At 65.6% G+C, this 14,750-nt stretch carries 18 protein-coding genes and 1 other RNA gene; 12 read left to right on the top strand and 7 right to left on the bottom strand.

Annotated elements, in window-relative coordinates; genetic code table 11:
- The first annotated feature begins 78 nt into the window (after positions 1–78).
- A complete protein-coding gene (gene recN, locus DSC_RS07550; protein ID WP_043291086.1) occupies positions 79–1,758 on the top strand; it encodes a DNA repair protein RecN in 1,680 nt (559 codons plus the stop codon).
- Positions 1,759–1,824: 66 nt separating this feature from the next.
- Here the strand turns inward: recN and fur are convergent, their stop codons facing one another.
- A complete protein-coding gene (gene fur, locus DSC_RS07545) occupies positions 1,825–2,229 on the bottom strand; it encodes a ferric iron uptake transcriptional regulator (RefSeq protein WP_014160561.1) in 405 nt (134 codons plus the stop codon).
- 115 nt (positions 2,230–2,344) lie between these two features.
- Here fur and DSC_RS07540 point away from each other — a divergent pair, with 115 nt between their 5' ends.
- Positions 2,345–2,740 carry an outer membrane protein assembly factor BamE gene (locus DSC_RS07540; RefSeq protein WP_014160560.1) on the top strand — a complete coding sequence of 132 codons (396 nt, stop codon included), beginning with the start codon at positions 2,345–2,347 and terminating at the stop codon, positions 2,738–2,740.
- Positions 2,741–2,757: 17 nt separating this feature from the next.
- On the opposite strand, the gene DSC_RS07535 is transcribed toward DSC_RS07540, so the two are convergent.
- Positions 2,758–3,021, bottom strand: coding sequence for an RnfH family protein (locus DSC_RS07535; protein ID WP_014160559.1), 264 nt, complete (start codon positions 3,019–3,021; stop codon positions 2,758–2,760).
- Between the two features lie 6 nt (positions 3,022–3,027).
- Complete coding sequence (locus DSC_RS07530) at positions 3,028–3,456, bottom strand: type II toxin-antitoxin system RatA family toxin (RefSeq protein ID WP_014160558.1); 429 nt, start codon at positions 3,454–3,456, stop codon at positions 3,028–3,030.
- 69 nt (positions 3,457–3,525) lie between these two features.
- Between DSC_RS07530 and smpB the strand changes: the two genes are divergently transcribed.
- On the top strand, positions 3,526–4,020 hold the full coding sequence (smpB, locus tag DSC_RS07525) for an SsrA-binding protein SmpB (RefSeq protein WP_014160557.1): 495 nt from the start codon (positions 3,526–3,528) through the stop codon (positions 4,018–4,020).
- A gap of 106 nt (positions 4,021–4,126) precedes the next feature.
- On the opposite strand, the gene DSC_RS07520 is transcribed toward smpB, so the two are convergent.
- The gene (locus DSC_RS07520; RefSeq protein ID WP_014160556.1) at positions 4,127–6,613 is read right to left on the bottom strand and encodes a S8 family serine peptidase; all 2,487 of its coding nucleotides are present in this window, start codon (positions 6,611–6,613) and stop codon (positions 4,127–4,129) included.
- 162 nt (positions 6,614–6,775) lie between these two features.
- On the opposite strand from DSC_RS07520, the gene ssrA reads away from it, so the two are divergent.
- From ssrA to DSC_RS07505, 4 genes are all read left to right on the top strand, one after another.
- Positions 6,776–7,176, top strand: a transfer-messenger RNA (tmRNA) gene (gene ssrA / locus DSC_RS16035).
- Positions 7,177–7,346: 170 nt separating this feature from the next.
- A complete protein-coding gene (locus DSC_RS07515; protein WP_014160555.1) occupies positions 7,347–7,556 on the top strand; it encodes a hypothetical protein in 210 nt (69 codons plus the stop codon).
- Positions 7,557–7,749: 193 nt separating this feature from the next.
- Positions 7,750–8,040: a type II toxin-antitoxin system TacA family antitoxin gene (locus DSC_RS07510; RefSeq protein WP_043290472.1), complete on the top strand. Its 291-nt coding sequence runs from the start codon at positions 7,750–7,752 to the stop codon at positions 8,038–8,040.
- Complete coding sequence (locus DSC_RS07505; RefSeq protein WP_043290471.1) at positions 8,037–8,534, top strand: GNAT family N-acetyltransferase; 498 nt, start codon at positions 8,037–8,039, stop codon at positions 8,532–8,534. The genes DSC_RS07510 and DSC_RS07505 overlap by 4 nt, the downstream gene beginning before the upstream one ends.
- Here the strand turns inward: DSC_RS07505 and DSC_RS07500 are convergent.
- The gene (locus DSC_RS07500) at positions 8,527–8,811 is read right to left on the bottom strand and encodes a hypothetical protein (protein ID WP_014160552.1); all 285 of its coding nucleotides are present in this window, start codon (positions 8,809–8,811) and stop codon (positions 8,527–8,529) included. The two genes, DSC_RS07505 and DSC_RS07500, sit on opposite strands and share 8 nt — an antisense overlap.
- Positions 8,812–8,989: 178 nt before the next feature.
- Between DSC_RS07500 and DSC_RS07495 the strand changes: the two genes are divergently transcribed.
- The 5 genes from DSC_RS07495 to DSC_RS07475 all read left to right on the top strand — a co-directional run bounded on the left by DSC_RS07495 (position 8,990) and on the right by DSC_RS07475 (position 12,333).
- A complete protein-coding gene (locus DSC_RS07495; protein ID WP_014160551.1) occupies positions 8,990–9,238 on the top strand; it encodes a type II toxin-antitoxin system ParD family antitoxin in 249 nt (82 codons plus the stop codon).
- A gap of 43 nt (positions 9,239–9,281) precedes the next feature.
- Positions 9,282–9,533, top strand: a complete 252-nt coding sequence (locus DSC_RS07490) for a ribbon-helix-helix domain-containing protein (RefSeq protein WP_043290469.1) — start codon at positions 9,282–9,284, stop codon at positions 9,531–9,533.
- Entirely contained in the window at positions 9,530–9,862 is a 333-nt protein-coding gene (locus DSC_RS07485) for a type II toxin-antitoxin system RelE/ParE family toxin (RefSeq protein WP_014160549.1), read from the top strand. Before DSC_RS07490 ends, DSC_RS07485 begins: the two co-directional genes overlap by 4 nt.
- Before the next feature lie 287 nt (positions 9,863–10,149).
- Positions 10,150–10,455, top strand: coding sequence for a nucleotidyl transferase AbiEii/AbiGii toxin family protein (locus DSC_RS16030; protein ID WP_238527678.1), 306 nt, complete (start codon positions 10,150–10,152; stop codon positions 10,453–10,455).
- Positions 10,456–10,866: 411 nt separating this feature from the next.
- Positions 10,867–12,333 carry an MFS transporter gene (locus DSC_RS07475; protein ID WP_238527677.1) on the top strand — a complete coding sequence of 489 codons (1,467 nt, stop codon included), beginning with the start codon at positions 10,867–10,869 and terminating at the stop codon, positions 12,331–12,333.
- A gap of 385 nt (positions 12,334–12,718) precedes the next feature.
- Here DSC_RS07475 and DSC_RS07470 read toward each other — a convergent pair whose 3' ends face one another.
- Together DSC_RS07470 and DSC_RS07465 are read right to left on the bottom strand one after the other, a co-directional pair.
- Positions 12,719–13,621 (bottom strand): SDR family oxidoreductase, encoded by a 903-nt coding sequence (locus DSC_RS07470; RefSeq protein WP_014160546.1) that lies wholly within the window; start codon positions 13,619–13,621, stop codon positions 12,719–12,721.
- A 248-nt stretch (positions 13,622–13,869) separates the two neighbouring features.
- Complete coding sequence (locus tag DSC_RS07465) at positions 13,870–14,673, bottom strand: dienelactone hydrolase family protein (RefSeq protein ID WP_043290468.1); 804 nt, start codon at positions 14,671–14,673, stop codon at positions 13,870–13,872.
- Positions 14,674–14,750 lie beyond the last annotated feature (77 nt).

Genomic DNA, 14,750 nt, shown 5'->3' with positions numbered 1-14,750 from the left:
AGCGACCGGCGGCCACCTTTGCAACCGGCACGGTGCGTCTTCAGCCCGCGCGCCGCCAAGCCCTACAATGCGCGCGCCATGCTCAGACACCTCACTATCAAGGACTTCGCCGTGGTCCGCGCCACGGACATGGAATTCGGCCCCGGCATGACCGTGATTTCCGGCGAGACCGGCGCCGGCAAATCGCTGCTGGTCGATGCGCTGGGCTTCCTGTCCGGCCTGCGCGCCGATGCCGGCATGGTTCGCCATGGCGCCCAGCGCGCCGAGCTGTCGGCCGAGTTCGAGCTGGCGCCCAAGGCCCCTGCCCTGGCCTGGCTGGCCGAACACGCGCTGGACGAGGCCGGCGCCTGCCAGCTGCGCCGGGTGCTGCGCGCCGACGGCGGTTCGCGCAGCTGGATCAACGGGCGCAGCGTGACCCTGTCGCAGCTGGCCGAACTGGCCGGACTGCTGGTCGAGATCCATGGCCAGCACGAGCACCAGGCACTGCTGTCCAAGGCCAGCCAGCTGGCACTGCTGGACGCCTTCGCCGGCTCACAGGCGCAGCTGGCACAGGTGCGCAAGGCCGCTGCGGCCTGGAGCCTGCTGCTGGCCGAGCGCGACCGGCTGACCGCCCAGGGCGATGTCTCGGACCGGCTCAACTATCTGCAGCACCAGCTGGACGAACTGCGCCGCGAGGAGCTGGCCCCGGCCGCGATCCAGGCCCTGGTCGCCACCCATCGCCGCCAGGCCCATGCCACGACCCTGATCCAGGCCTGCGACGATGGCCTGGCGCGGCTGTCGGGCGAGGACGGGCCATCGGCGGGCCGCCTGCTGCTGCAGACCCGCAGCGAACTGGCCCGCGTGGTCGCCCACGAGCCGCGCCTGGGCGAGGTCGAGACCTTGCTGGAAAATGCCCAGATCCAACTGGACGAAGCGCTGGCCGTGCTCAGCCAGGTCCGCGACACGCTGGACGTGGACCCGGACCAGTTCGAGCACGCCGAGCGTCGCCTGACCCGCCTGCACGACCTGGCCCGCAAGCACCGGGTCACGCCCGAACAGCTGGACGAGGTCGCCGCCCGGATCGAGCAGGAGCTGGACGGCCTGCGCGGCGCCGGCGAGCGCCTGGCCGGCCTGAACACCGAGATCGAGGCCGCAGGCCACGCGTGGCGCAGCGCCGCCCAGGCGCTGACCAGGGTCAGGACCCGGGCCGCGGCCACCCTGGCCAGCAAGACCAGCGCCCTCATCGCCGAGCTGGGCATGGGCGGTGGCCGGCTGGAGGTCCAGTTCGAACCGCATGTGGTCGACCGCCCCGATCCGCAGGGCGCCGAACGGATCGAACTGCTGGTGGCCGCCAACGCCGGCCAGCCGCCGCGGCCGCTGCGCAAGGTGGCCTCCGGCGGCGAGCTCTCGCGCATCTCGCTGGCCATCGAAGTGGCTGCGCTGGGCGCGGACGCGGTACCGACCATGATCTTCGACGAGGTCGATTCGGGCATCGGTGGCGCGGTGGCCGACATCGTCGGCAGGAAGTTGCGCGACCTGGGCCGCGAGCGCCAGGTGCTGTGCGTGACCCACCTGCCCCAGGTTGCCGCCCAGGGCCACGCGCACTACCGGGTCAGCAAGGCGCCGGTCGAGGGCATGACCCAGTCTTCAGTCGAGGCGCTCGATGCCGGCGCGCGCAAGGAGGAGCTGGCGCGCATGCTGGGCGGGGTGCACGTCAGCGCCGAGGCCCGCGCCGCGGCCGGCAAGCTGCTGGCATCGGTGGAAGCAGGATCACCGTAGGAGCGGACCGCAGGGCCGCGATGAGGCCTTACCGGCAAAGCCCCATCGCGCCCCTGCGGTGCGCTCCTACTGGCGCTTTTTGCGCACGTACAGCACCAGCGCGTGTTCCTCGATCTCGTAGCCGTGCTCGGCGGCGATCCTGTGCTGCAGGACCTCGATCTCGGGACTGGAGAATTCGATGACCTTGCCGCTCTCGATGTCGACCATGTGGTCGTGGTGTTCGCCGCGGTCCAGTTCGTAAACGGCCTGGCCGCCCTCGAAGTTGTGCTTCAGCACCAGGCCGGCAGCCTCGAACTGGGTCAGCACGCGGTACACCGTGGCCAGGCCGATTTCATCGCCCACCCCGATCAGCGCCCGGTAGATGTCCTCGGCGGTCATGTGCCGAGGCCGGGCTTCTTCCAGCAGCGCCAGGATACGCAGGCGCGGATGGGTCACTTTCAGTCCGACGTTGCGTAAATCCTGCGATTCCATCGGGGTTCCCATTCATTGGCGGTTTAACGCCAGCTGCCTCGCGATTGGGTCGCGGCGAGGGCGCCAGTGTATCATCGCCCAGGCTCGTTCCCGACCCTTCGCAGATGCCCTTTCCATGCGCAATTACCTGCTTATCGCCGCCCTCGGCCTGGCCACTTCCGGCTGCGGCATCATCTACAAGCAGCCCATCTACCAAGGCAACCTGATCGACCAGTCCGATGTCGAGAAGCTGGCCTTGGGCCAGAACAAGCAGCAGGTCATCGCCCTGTTGGGCACCCCGTCGATTGCCGATCCGTTCCACGCCCAGCGTTGGGACTACGCCGCCACCCAGCGCACCGACCGCCTGGGCCGTGTGCAGATGAAGAACTTCACCGTCTACTTCGACAACGATCAGGTCACCCGGTGGGAAGGTGACTATTTCCCCAACCAGGATGAGGAGCTGGCCCGCAACAGCGTGCGCCAGTTCGGCCCGAACCTGGCCAAGGACAAGAAGAAGGGCCGCGGCGGTTGATCACCGGGCGCTAGGCGCTAGCTGCCTGACGACCCGGCAGCGCGCCGTCGGCGGGCCTGCTTGGGATCGATCAACAGCGGCCGCAGCAGTTCCACCCGGTCACCCTCGTGCAGGAGCGTGCGTGAAGTGGCCTGCACCCCAAATACCGACACCCCCGCGGCCTGCCCGGCCTGTTCGATCGCGGCTGCCTTGAGCGCATCGCCCACGCAGGCGCCTTGCGGCAGCTCGACCCGCACCGACAGGTAGCGCCGCGGCCAGGCCAGTACGACCTCGATCTTCATCGCGTGTCAGTCGCCGCGGTCGGCGGTCCGCACGAAGTCATCCACCATGCGGTCGGCCAAGCCCTGGAAGCCCAGCGAGAAGGCCGGCCGCAGCAGGCGGTTGGAGGGCTCGAAATCCAGGGTCAGGCTGACCTTGCTCACGCCCTCGCCCAGCGCCTGGAATTCCCACAGGCCATGCAGCTTGCGAAACGGGCCGTCCTTGAGATTCATGTCGATGCGGCCCGGCCGCTGCAGCGTGTTCTCGGTGGTGAACCAGGTGCGCAGCGCGCCAAGGCCCAGGTCCAGCCGCGCGACCATGCGCGCCTGGTCCGATTCGATGATCTCGGCCTTGTCACACCAGCTGAAGCGGCGCGGATAGGCCTGGACGTCGTTGACCAGATCGAACATGTATTCAGGCGGGTGTTCGACCAGGGCGCTGCGGCGAATGGTGGGCATCGTGGAATGCGAAGAACCTGAAGTAACGGCGGGCTCGCCCGAACCGGCCCCATAAGCGACAATGGGCCGATGGCAAAGAAGTCGGACAAGGATAAAGCAAACGGCACTGGCACCATCGCGCTGAACAAACGTGCGCGCCATGAGTACCACCTGGAGGAGCGGTTCGAGGCGGGTCTGGCGCTGCAGGGCTGGGAGCTGAAGTCGATCCGCGCCGGTCGCGCCAACATCGGCGAGAGCTATGCGGTAGTGCGCAACGGCGAGCTGTTCCTGTTCGGTGCGCAGTTCACCCCGCTGATCCAGGCCTCCACGCATGTGGCGACCGATGACCGTCGCACCCGCAAGCTGCTGCTGCACCGGCGCGAGATCGACGTTCTGGTGGGCAAGGTCGAGCGCGACGGCTACACGCTCATCCCCACCGCGATGTACTGGAAGGGCAACAAGGTCAAGCTGGAGCTGGCGCTGGCCAAGGGCAAGCAGGCCCACGACAAGCGCGCCAGCGAGAAGGACCGCGAGTGGGCGCGCGACAAGCAGCGGCTGATGCGCCAGCACAACCGCGACGCCTGACCGCGGATTCGCGCGATGCCCAGCCTGGGCAGGAGCGGGCCATGCCCGCGATGCTCTTTGTCCATATCGCGAGAAAGCATCGCGGAGGCATGGCCCGCTCCTGCGGTCAGGTTTCGGCCAGCATCCTGACCAGGTTAGGAATGCCACGGCCCTGCATGTAGCGGTCACGGCCGATGTCGGTACAGTGACTCATCAGTACCTGCTTGATCCTGTCGGGGAAGCCGATGTACTCGCGCCGCACCGACAGGAAGCCGGCGATCAGGCCTGACACATGCGGTGCGGCCATGCTGGTGCCGCTCATCTCCACCATCCAGGTCTTCGGGTCCCTGGTCTTGTAGCCGAAGTGGGCCGAGACGATCTTCTCGCCGGGCGCGACCACGTCCGGCTTGCAGCGCCCGTCGGCGGTGGGGCCCTTGGAGGAAAAATACGACACCCCGTAGCTGCGCGGGTTGGTCTTGTGGACCGAACCAACGGCGATGGCCTCCTCCAGGTTCGCCGGGTCGCCGATGGTCATGTCCATGTTGGCCGGCACCGCCATGCCGTCCTGCTGGAGCAGCCAGGCCAGGCCCTCGTTGCCGGCGGCCAGGACCACCACCACGCCCTGGCGCCACAGCCGGCGCAGCTCGCTGCACAGCGGGGTGAAGCCGCAGCCGTAGCTTTCGGCATCGAACCAGCCACCCAGGCTCAGGTTGACGCCGTGGATCACCAGCTGGCCGGCCTGGTCGTTGATGTCGGCCACCTGCTGGATCGCCTTGATGATCCACGAGTCGCGGCCGTTGCCTTCATCGTCCAGCACCTTGAAGCCGTACAGCTGCGCCTGCGGGGCGATCGCGGTGAAGTCCACGCGCGTCTTGCCGTCGCCACCGGGCAGCGGGGCCGAACAATGTCCGGCGATGATCCCGGCCACGTGGGTGCCGTGCCCGGCGCGGTCCAGATGGGTGAACGCACGCCCGTCGCCGCGTTTGAGCGCGCGCGGGCGGCCGCGCACCGTGCAGTCCCACTGCGCCACCACCACATCGCGCGCGCCGGCCTGGTAGAAATGCGGGTGCCCGGCGGCGATCCCGGTATCGAGCACCGCCCAGCCGATGCCCTGCCCCAGCGCGTGATAGGCGTTCTGCGCCGCATCGGCCTGGATCACCACGCGCGAGCGGTCCAGCAGCGCGCGCTTGCCGGCATCGCGCCAGAGCCGCTTGAAGCCGAGCGCCTGGTACTGGTTGCGCAGCGACTCGATCTCAAAGCGCGTCAGCTGCGCGGAGATGAAGCGCTCCATCGTGTCCTCGAGCATGATCGCCTCGTCCAGCGCAGCGCCCTGCAGGCCAAGGTCCGGCGCGGCCAGCTGGCGGAGGTAGTCGAGCAGCGCCTGGCGCGCCTGCGCCGGCTGCCTTCCAGCCGGCAGCCGGTCCAGTTCGATCAGCACTTCGTGGCGCATCGCGCTGCCATGCGCCTCCATCCGGTCGGACAGGTCCTTGAGCACCACCGTGCTGGTCACCGGCTGGTCGAAGCCGGGGCCCACCACCGCACGCACGTGCTGGCGCACCTGCGCAATGGACAGGTAGCCCGAGCCCGAATGCGGATTGCGCGGCCCATCGGGATTGATGCCAGGCGCGGTGTAGGTGCTGAAACGGCCGTTGGCGCCCTGGATGTCATCGCTGAGGTCGCCATCCAGCGCCACCGGATCGAGCCGGTCGGCCACGTTGTACCAGGCGCGTACGCACGGCGGGAACGGCAGCTTCTCCTTGCCGATGTCCTGCTTGAACATGCTGCGCACTGCCGGCAGACCCAGCGGCGAGCCGATCGTGAGCAGCAGCGTCACCTCGCACTGGGCAGCCTGCAGCTTGCGCAGCACCTCGTAGGCGATCATCGATCCTTGGCTGTGGGCGACCACCACGAACGGCCCGCCACCGGCCATCAGGCGTTCGCGCAGGCTGCGTTCCATCGCTTCGCGCCGGGCCGGCACGAAGAAGAAATCGTGCACGTCCTGCAGCAGCGCCGCCGACACCAGGCGCAGCAGGATCTCGTTCAGGCCCGACCACACGCTGCGCGCGCCGGGTCCCGGCGCGGTATCCGGCGCGGCGCTGGCCTGCACCTGATCCAGCAGTTCTTCCAGCCAGGCGCGCTGCTGTGGCGTGTCGGCCAGGGCCTGGACCAGGGCATCCAGGTCGCCACCGGCCGGGGCCAGGCCGAAGCTGGACAGCATGTGCTGTTCGGCCCGGCTGATGGTGGGGCCTTGGTCGCGGTCGGCGCAGGTGCCGGCCTCGGCCACCGGATAGCGCTGGCGGTCGACCCAGTACGCCATGCGCGTACGCTCGCCCATCGCCCGGCCGAACAAGACCTGGTCCCACTGGCAGCGCAGCACCTCGGGTGGCGGCTTGTTGCCGATGCCGTGGATGTAGACCACGGTCATCGCCTGGCCCTGGGCGCCGGACATGTAACCGCTGCAGGCCAGCGCGCCCGCGTCCGAAAGCGCATGGGCCGCGGCTTTTGCGACTGGCCTGGCGGCCTTCTTCGCTGCCTTGCGCGCCGGGGCCTGGGCCTTGGCCGGCGGGGTCCTGGGAGAAGTGGCGCGCGTGCGCGCCGGTCGCTTGCTGGCCATATCCGGTCTGCCTTCCTTCAGATGGGTGCTCACCAACGCGCAGCGTTGCCCCTTCAGCCGCACCACTGCAGGCTAACCGCGCCGCGTCGCACGCCTTGTGACCGGCATCGCGCGCCCCTACACTGTTGCCATCGGGACGATCTTCCGACCTTGTTTGAAACCGGGGGTGCACTGGCTTCGACGGGGGTTGCGAAATTACCTGGTGCATGCCGAGGGGGTAGCTTTCCTCGTAAATCCAGCTGCAAACTTCTAGTTGCCAACGACGACAACTACGGTTCGGACTTCGCTCTCGCCGCCTAAACAGCAGCGTTGAGTTTTAGTTCTACAGCCGCCTAAGGCGAACCCCCGAACCTACTTGTGCCCGTGCTCGTAGGTGTAGGGTCATTATCACGGAACCGGCTGTGACGGCTGCCTGTCAGTCATGGCTTAACCAAAACAGGCTGGTCCTGGGGTGCGTTTTGCACACCGTGCTGCTCCAGGACGAGACCCAACGGTGAGCTAAGCATGTAGTACCGGGGATGGAGTGCCTTCGGACGGGGGTTCAATTCCCCCCACCTCCACCAACACCAAGGGTCTGGATAGTCTCCAGGCCCTTTTCTTTGCGCGAATCCCTGCGTGGCGCGGGGTTCCGGGCGATTGCCCTGCGGGTAGCACCTCGGCCAAATGCGCAGAAACGCCCCAATTCCCGGCTAGCCCCAATACTGTTCAGATAGAAAGAGATCATTGACAATCCATGTCCATCGAAGCTTCGGTGGACATGGACAATGGCGAGAACCCGCAAGACCCTCCCGGCGAGGGCGGACGTCGCGCATCTGATCAGGTCAGCAGTCGCGGGCGCTTCAACCCGCGTGGCGTCAAACGCAAGATGAGCAACTTCCATGTGCGCCATCGCGGCGAACTGCTTCACCAGCGGCATCAGCCTACGCCGGTGTTGCGTATCTGAACAGTATTGCGGCTAGCCCAGTCTCTTTTCTCCGTTTGCCCTGCGGGTAGTCGCGAGGCCGAGCCCTGCACTTACAAGGGCTTGGCGCGGCCTTTCTGTGGTCAACCATGGCCACCAATGCCCCTTCCAAACTGGAAAGTGTGCGTCTATTGTGCTAACATTGCGTCACTACACTAACGCATGGAGGTCAACCATGGCTGCCTCTACATCTTCAGCGACTCGCTCCGCCCGTCTGGGATTGCGTGCCACGCCCGAGCAGGAAGCTGTTCTGCGCCGCGCCGCCGATGTGGCGCACAAGTCGCTGACGGATTTCATCCTCGACAGCGCCTGCCAGGCCGCCGAGCAAACCCTGCTCGACCAACGCTTGTTCATGGTCTCGGGAAGCCAGTACCAGGCCCTGATGGATTTGCTGGAACAGCCCGAACAGGCGAACGAAGGGCTGCGCGACCTGTTCTCACGGAAAGCCCCTTGGGACAAGGCGTGAGCTTGAGCGGCGCAGAGCCGCTCGGGGCACAGCACCGGCTCGAAGGCTTCGATTGCGGCAAACCGACACTCAATGACTGGCTGGTGCGCCATGCCCCACAGGCGCAAGGCAGCGGCTCGGCCAAGACCTTCGTCGTCAGCGAAGACAACCGCGTCGCTGGTTATTTCAGCCTGACCGTCGGCCAGATCGATACGCTCGATGCGCCGGAGCGCATTCGCAAGGGCCTGGGACAGTATCCGATCCCCGTCGTGATCCTTGCCCGTCTGGCCGTCAGCCTGCAGGATCAGGGCCGAGGGATCGGCGTCGGACTGTTGCAGGATGCCATCCGCCGCACATTGCTGATTGCCGAGCAGGCCGGTATCCGCGCCATGCTGAGCCACCCCATCGACGAAGATGCGGCACGGTTCCACACCCGCTTTGGTTTCATCGGCTCGCCGCTGCGTGAGCAGCAACTCTTACTGCTCCTCAAGGACGCCCGCCGCTGGGTCAAGTGATCCGGCGCCAAGCATCGAACCCCTCGATCACCCGCCGCTGCGCGATCCAGTCCAGCGGCAACGGGTTGCCCTGGAACCAGATCAGGCTCATGCAGCGCGGCTGCTGGCCCGCCAGGATCGCCTGGATGATGGCCGACTCCAGCAGGATCAGGCGCAGCAGTTCATTGACTGTCGAGTGGTGCAGCCCTTCGCGCTGGGCGATGTCGGTGCCGCTGGCGACCACGCCGTCGTCAAGCAGCTGCTGCCGGTAGAAGGCCGGCGCCAGTGCGACCAGCATGGGGCGGTCGAACTGGCCGCGTGCGGTCGGACTGGCGAGACCCGGACACCGCGCGCACCAGCCCCGTGCCGGGCATGAGATGGCATTCGGTGCCGCGCCCAGGCTGCTGAATCTTCGAGAACTGTGCGCCGCGCTCCACCAGCTTTAATAACTGTTATTAACAGATAGGAGCTGCGCCATGCCAACCAGCGTCGCCCTCTGCAGCCATTTCGAGACCTTCGTCCGCGAGCAACTGCAAAGCGGCCGCTTCAACAATGCCAGCGAAGTCGTCCGCGCCGGACTGCGTCTGCTGGAAGAGCACGAACAACGCCATCAGGCCGAGCTGCAGGCCCTGCGTGCCGACATCGCAGCCGGCAAGGCCAGTGGCACACCCAAGCCTGCCGACGAGGGGTTCGCACGGCTCGAGGCCAAGTACAGCAATCAGTGAATGCCGTCTTGCCAAATTTTGCCAAGCCGACTAATCTGGCGGCATGAGTACGATGAATATTTCCCTGCCTGAAACGCTGAAGACCTTCGTTGACGAACAGGTCAGCCAGCGCGGCTACGGCACCAGCAGCGAATACGTCCGCGAGCTGATTCGCAAGGATCAGGATCGCTTGCACTTGCGTGGCTTGCTCCTGGCGGGGGCATCCTCCTTACCCACCGCGCCCGCCGATGCCAGCTACTTTGAAGGTCTGCGTAATCGGGTACGCCAGAGCGCCAAGCCCGGCGCCAAAGAGTGACGGCCAAGCCCGTCCTCCCGCGTGAACAAGCCAACCGGGACGTAGACGATGCGATCGCCTACTACCTGAGCGAAGGTGCTGAATCGGCCGCATTCGGTCTGATTGACGCGCTGGACCTAGCCTACACCCACATCAGCGGTCACCCCGCTACCGGCTCCCCACGCTACGCCCACGAACTGAACCTGCCCGGCCTGCGTCTGTGGCCGCTGGCCCGCTACTCCTACCTCGTGTTCTACGTTGAGCGGCCTGACCACATCGATGTCTGGCGCGTGCTACACGGCCAACGTGACATTCCCGCGTGGATGCAGGAGCCGGACGCCAGCGTCTGACGGCTTGCCCGCTACAGGACGGGTCCTTCCTTGCCAATTTCCAATACGGGGCGCGCGAGCGCGCTGCTCGTCTACCGCCAGGGTGCAAACCGAGGTTTGCAGGGTTTGCGGTTTGCACCTGCGTGCATGGTGCGGTGGGCGTCCGCGTCATCATCGACGTAGCGCAACATCGGCCAGCCGGATGTGATGCGCCCCTACATGGAAAGCCTGTCATGACAAAACATCAGGATGACTGTTTTGCACAGCGCAGCTGCCCGCAGGGTGGCGCACAGGGATGTGCGCCATGAATGAACGAAACGTGGCGGCATCCGTGCGTGCCCGTCTGCTCAACCGCGCCCGCGAGACCAAGCAGGATTTCAACTTGGTCCTCACGCGCTTATGCGATTGAGCGGCTGCTGTACCGGATCAACATCTCGAAGAACGCGGATCAGTTCCTGCTCAAGGGTGCCCTGCTGTTTGACCTGTGGTTCGACATCCCACATCGCCCAACCAGGGATGCTGATTTTCTGGGATTCGGCTCGGCAGAGCTGCCTCACATCGAATTCGAGGGTCGCGGCCATGGCAGTCTCCTGCGGATCTGGGTTGATGCCTGAATGGCAATGCAACTGCATTGCCATATCAATGCAGTTGCCTTGCCTCCAAGGACACCGGTTCGAATGGATGTAAATGGGTGTGCTTTTGGTCGGTGCGACGGACGCAGGTTCGATTCCCAGACCGGGAATTGAACTGGCGGCAGAAAGCAGACGAGGTTGAGCGGCCTTTCCGGGCACCAATCAGGACGAAAAGCCTGCTGGACCGTCCACCGCCGATGGGCCGTACCGGGGCAGGCTTTTCGATCCGGTTCGCACGGGTTCGCAGCAGCCGGCCGGTGCGTTCCCGGCCGCATTCCACTCTCCCCGGCCGTTGCTCGTTCCGGCATCGCCCCTGGAACTGGCCTGAAGTCCGCAAGGGCCACAGGTCATCGCCATCAGGATCAAGGCGTTACGCGCCGATGGATCGGGCGATTGGGTCGCACATCGGTCCGCATCGGCCAAGCGCAGCACCCCGCCGGGGGCCGCAAGCGTGGACAATGGGTTGCAGTGATCGTGTCGGGCGCCTTCGGCGCCAGGCTGCTTGCCCTGGCGACGGATGGCTTGCGGACAGATCAACAAATGGACAGCAACGATGAACCCCATTTTCGCCATCGGCCAGCTCGCCTCCGCTGGCGCCATACGATTCAGCATGACCGGAGCGTGGCCGTGAACCCTGATCAGCGCTCTCCCATGAGTGGCAATGCCAGACCGTCTTTCAGCAAGGTGCCCACCAGCGTGTGGGCGCTCGGCTTTGTCAGCCTGCTGATGGATATCTCGTCGGAGATGATTCACAGCCTGCTGCCGCTGTTCATGGTGGGGGTTCTCGGGGCGAGTGCGTTGACCGTGGGCCTGATCGAGGGCGTGGCGGAATCGACTGCGCTCATTGCGAAGGTCTTTTCTGGCGTGCTGAGCGATTACCTGGGCAAGCGCAAGGGCCTGGCGGTGGCCGGTTACGCGCTGGGTGCGTTGACCAAGCCCCTGTTTGCCGTGGCCTCGTCCGTCGGCATGGTGCTGGCCGCACGCTTTGTCGACCGGATCGGCAAGGGGATCCGCGGCGCACCGCGCGATGCACTCATCGCCGACATCACCCCCGGCGAGGTCCGCGGCGCCGCTTTCGGACTGCGGCAATCGCTGGATACGGTCGGCGCGTTCGTCGGTCCATTGCTGGGCGTTGGCCTGATGCTGCTGTGGGCCAACGATTTTCGTGCCGTGTTCTGGGTGGCGGTCATCCCTGGCACGCTCGCTGTGCTGCTGCTGGTATTCGGAGTCCGCGAGCCGGCGCGACATCTGGAAGAAAAGAAAACCAATCCGATCCGCCGCGCCAACATCGTTCGGCTCAGTGCCTCCTACTGGGGGGTGGTCGCCGTCGGTGCGGTGTTCACCCTGGCCCGGTTCAGTGAGGCATTCCTGGTGCTGCGTGCCCAGCAGGGCGGCATTCCCGTGGCCCTTGTGCCGCTGGTGATGGTCGCCATGAATCTGGTCTACGCGGGCGCGGCCTACCCGTTCGGCAAGCTCTCGGATCGAATGAACCACAAGACCTTGTTGGCCTGGGGCCTGGTGGCGCTCATCTGCGCCGATCTGGTGCTGACCACCAATGACCACTGGACCACGGTCCTGGCCGGCGTCGCGCTGTGGGGTGTGCATCTGGGCATGACCCAGGGATTGCTGGCCACGATGGTGGCCGACACCGCCCCTGCCGACCTGCGCGGCACCGCCTACGGGGTGTTCAATCTGATCAGCGGTGTGGCCATGCTGATTGCCAGTGCGATCGCAGGACTGCTGTGGGATCGGCTCGGTGCATCCTTCACCTTCTATGCCGGTGCGCTGTTCTGCGTGGTGGCCCTGCTTGGGCTGTTCAGGAGAACACGTCACAGCGCCCATCGGCATCCTTCCCAATGAGGCTTCATTCCCATGTGCGGTTCTGACTGATGGATCGCCTTGCAGACCACCACAGATCGCTTCTGCCCTCACTCCTGGACATCGCTCCGCGCCAGACAAGAATCAAGGAGCAACGGGAACACACATGGCCAACGGCAAAGACAAGAATAACGGCGGCGACCTCGGCTTCGAGGCCCGCTGGAAGGTTTACCCACTCGCAATGCCCGACCAGACGACCCCTTGCTGGCGGCGCAACGGACGCAGGTTCGGGTGCGCTGTCGGGAGTTGAACGGCCCCAACACAGACCAGGTGCTGCGCGACGGCGGTCCGATGCAGGCCGGGCAAGCCCTGCACTTGCGCACCAACTGGCCCGGGCATCTGCGGCCGTGCGGCAGCAGATGCCCGGTCAGGCCTTGGTGCGCAGCCGGTTCACCAATAAATCGTCCCGCAGGATCTGGTCCTTGAGCGCGGTGAGCTCCTCGACGTCCCAGTTGGCGCTGAGATAGCGCCCGGCCCAGTCTGCCTTGCCCGAGGCCAGCCAGACCATGAAACCGGCGGCCAGCTCGGGGCTGTCGGTGAGATAGGCATGCATCGCCACGGGCATGTTGCGCCCGAGATCGGTGGCCACCCCGCCGGGATGGATGGCGAAGCATTTGATGCCGTCCTGGCCATGATCCACGTTGACGAATTCACACAGACGGTTGATCGCATGCTTGGAGGTCTGGTAATCGGATGCAGTCGGGGCCAGCCGCTGAGCCCCGATCGATGACAGCAGAATCAGATGACCGCCGCTCGATCCTTCGGCGGTACCGCGTTTGGCCGACGCGATGAGATGAGCCAGCGAGAAGCGGATGAGGTGATAGACACCTCTCACGTTCACTTCCCAGGTGCGCCACCAGCTCTCCGGATCGGACTCACCGATCTTCGCCCAGTGGTCAAGGTAGCCGGCGCTGGCAGCGGCCACGTCGATACCGCCGAATCTTTCCACGCAGGTCGAGACCGTAGCTTCGACCTGGGCCGCGTTGGTGACCTCGCACGTCGAATAAGCGCATTGTGTTTCCGGATTCGCCCGAACGACCAGGTCCCGGGTCTGTTCGAGCGCCTGCTCGGACCGTGCGGTCAGATAGATCGCCCTTGCACCTGCCTCGGCGAAGGCGACCGCGGTGGCCTGGCCGATTCCCCGGGATCCGCCGGTGATGAAGATGACCTTGCCCGATGCGCTGCCGCGCAACGCCGAGGTCGGGTCGATCGCATCGTAGCGGGCATGGTGCTGCGTCAGGGCAAGGAATTGGGTCTCTATCGATGACATGGATGGCTCCTGGCAGGGGTGGCGTGCAAATGCCGGCTGCCGTTGATCGCCGATGTTGGATGAAGCACGGGCCGACAGAGGGGACAGCAAGTCGTCCGGTCGGGGCCGCGCATGACCTGGCGACTTGATGTGATCGCGCTGCCATGGCGCGCGCTGGTCCTCCAGCCCGGGACCCTCTCCAGGCCCGTGCCAGCGTCCGGCCCTCATCAGCGGCCACCAGGCCGTGCTCGTTTTTCGGCAGCCAGGCCCTACCTGGCGAAAATGGCCTGGTAGAAACGCATGGTGCCCTCCCATGAACGTTCGGCAGCATCCTTGTCATAAGCCACTGGCATGCCGAACTTCTCGGCGATCTTGTCCGCGTCCGGATTGGTGAATGAGTGCAGCACCCCGGGGAAGCTCACCAGGGTGAGGTCGACTTCGGCGTCCTGCATCTCCTTGACCAGGCCGGCAACCTGCTCTGAGGGCACCATCTTGTCGGCGCCACCGGTGTAGACCTGGATCCGGGCTTTTACCGTCCCGGGCTGAGCCTTGACCGGACTGGCGAGCGCGCCGTGGTAGCTGACCACGCCGTCCAGGTCGACGCCCGTGCGCGCCATGTTCAGGACGATGGCGCCACCAAAGCAGTACCCTTGCGCGGCAATGCGGGAAGGATCGACGCTTTCATGGTTCTGCAGGATTTTCATCGCGCTCATGAAGCGGGCCTTGACCTGATCCATGTCCCTGGTGGCTTCCTGCATGAATCCCTGTGCGGTATCGGGATGCTCGGCGTGCTTGCCCGAGCCATACATGTCCAGGGCAAAGGCGGGATAGCCGGCTGCCGCAAGTCGCTCCGCCTGGCGCCTGGCGAAGGCATCGTGCCCCCACCACTCGTGAACCACCAGCACACCCGGGCGCTTTTGCCCGAGCGCGTCATCCCAGGCCATGTAGCCGGTGAAAGTGTCATCGCCCACCTTGTATTCGATGACCTTGGTTTGCACTTCTGCCTGTGCCTGCGTGCTGGCAAAGGTGAGCGATAGAACTGCGGCCGCCACTGCTGTTCTCAGGATTTTCATGATCGGTTCTGCTCCTTTTGGAATCGTTTGGTGTTCTTGTTACCAGGATGGATCTGCCAGGCTCATGGACAGCTTCC

Origin of the sequence: Pseudoxanthomonas spadix BD-a59 (assembly GCF_000233915.3) — a bacterium.
Lineage (GTDB): Bacteria > Pseudomonadota > Gammaproteobacteria > Xanthomonadales > Xanthomonadaceae > Pseudoxanthomonas_A > Pseudoxanthomonas_A spadix.
Note: the sequence above shows the minus strand (reverse complement) of the source record. Positions and strands in the feature narration are given on the sequence as shown.

Excerpts from the sequence above, each read along its gene's own strand:
- DSC_RS07510 (WP_043290472.1), top strand. The coding sequence starts at position 7,750 with ATGGCTGCCTCTACATCTTCAGCGACTCGCTCCGCCCGTCTGGGATTG.
- DSC_RS07540 (WP_014160560.1), top strand. The coding sequence starts at position 2,345 with ATGCGCAATTACCTGCTTATCGCCGCCCTCGGCCTGGCCACTTCCGGC.
- DSC_RS07530 (WP_014160558.1), bottom strand. The coding sequence starts at position 3,456 with ATGCCCACCATTCGCCGCAGCGCCCTGGTCGAACACCCGCCTGAATAC.
- DSC_RS07535 (WP_014160559.1), bottom strand. The coding sequence starts at position 3,021 with ATGAAGATCGAGGTCGTACTGGCCTGGCCGCGGCGCTACCTGTCGGTG.
- DSC_RS07495 (WP_014160551.1), top strand. The coding sequence starts at position 8,990 with ATGCCAACCAGCGTCGCCCTCTGCAGCCATTTCGAGACCTTCGTCCGC.
- DSC_RS07520 (WP_014160556.1), bottom strand. The coding sequence starts at position 6,613 with ATGGCCAGCAAGCGACCGGCGCGCACGCGCGCCACTTCTCCCAGGACC.
- DSC_RS16030 (WP_238527678.1), top strand. The coding sequence starts at position 10,150 with ATGAACGAAACGTGGCGGCATCCGTGCGTGCCCGTCTGCTCAACCGCG.
- DSC_RS07465 (WP_043290468.1), bottom strand. The coding sequence starts at position 14,673 with ATGAAAATCCTGAGAACAGCAGTGGCGGCCGCAGTTCTATCGCTCACC.
- smpB (WP_014160557.1), top strand. The coding sequence starts at position 3,526 with ATGGCAAAGAAGTCGGACAAGGATAAAGCAAACGGCACTGGCACCATC.
- recN (WP_043291086.1), top strand. The coding sequence starts at position 79 with ATGCTCAGACACCTCACTATCAAGGACTTCGCCGTGGTCCGCGCCACG.
- DSC_RS07490 (WP_043290469.1), top strand. The coding sequence starts at position 9,282 with ATGAGTACGATGAATATTTCCCTGCCTGAAACGCTGAAGACCTTCGTT.
- DSC_RS07515 (WP_014160555.1), top strand. The coding sequence starts at position 7,347 with ATGTCCATCGAAGCTTCGGTGGACATGGACAATGGCGAGAACCCGCAA.
- DSC_RS07470 (WP_014160546.1), bottom strand. The coding sequence starts at position 13,621 with ATGTCATCGATAGAGACCCAATTCCTTGCCCTGACGCAGCACCATGCC.
- DSC_RS07500 (WP_014160552.1), bottom strand. The coding sequence starts at position 8,811 with ATGCTGGTCGCACTGGCGCCGGCCTTCTACCGGCAGCAGCTGCTTGAC.
- fur (WP_014160561.1), bottom strand. The coding sequence starts at position 2,229 with ATGGAATCGCAGGATTTACGCAACGTCGGACTGAAAGTGACCCATCCG.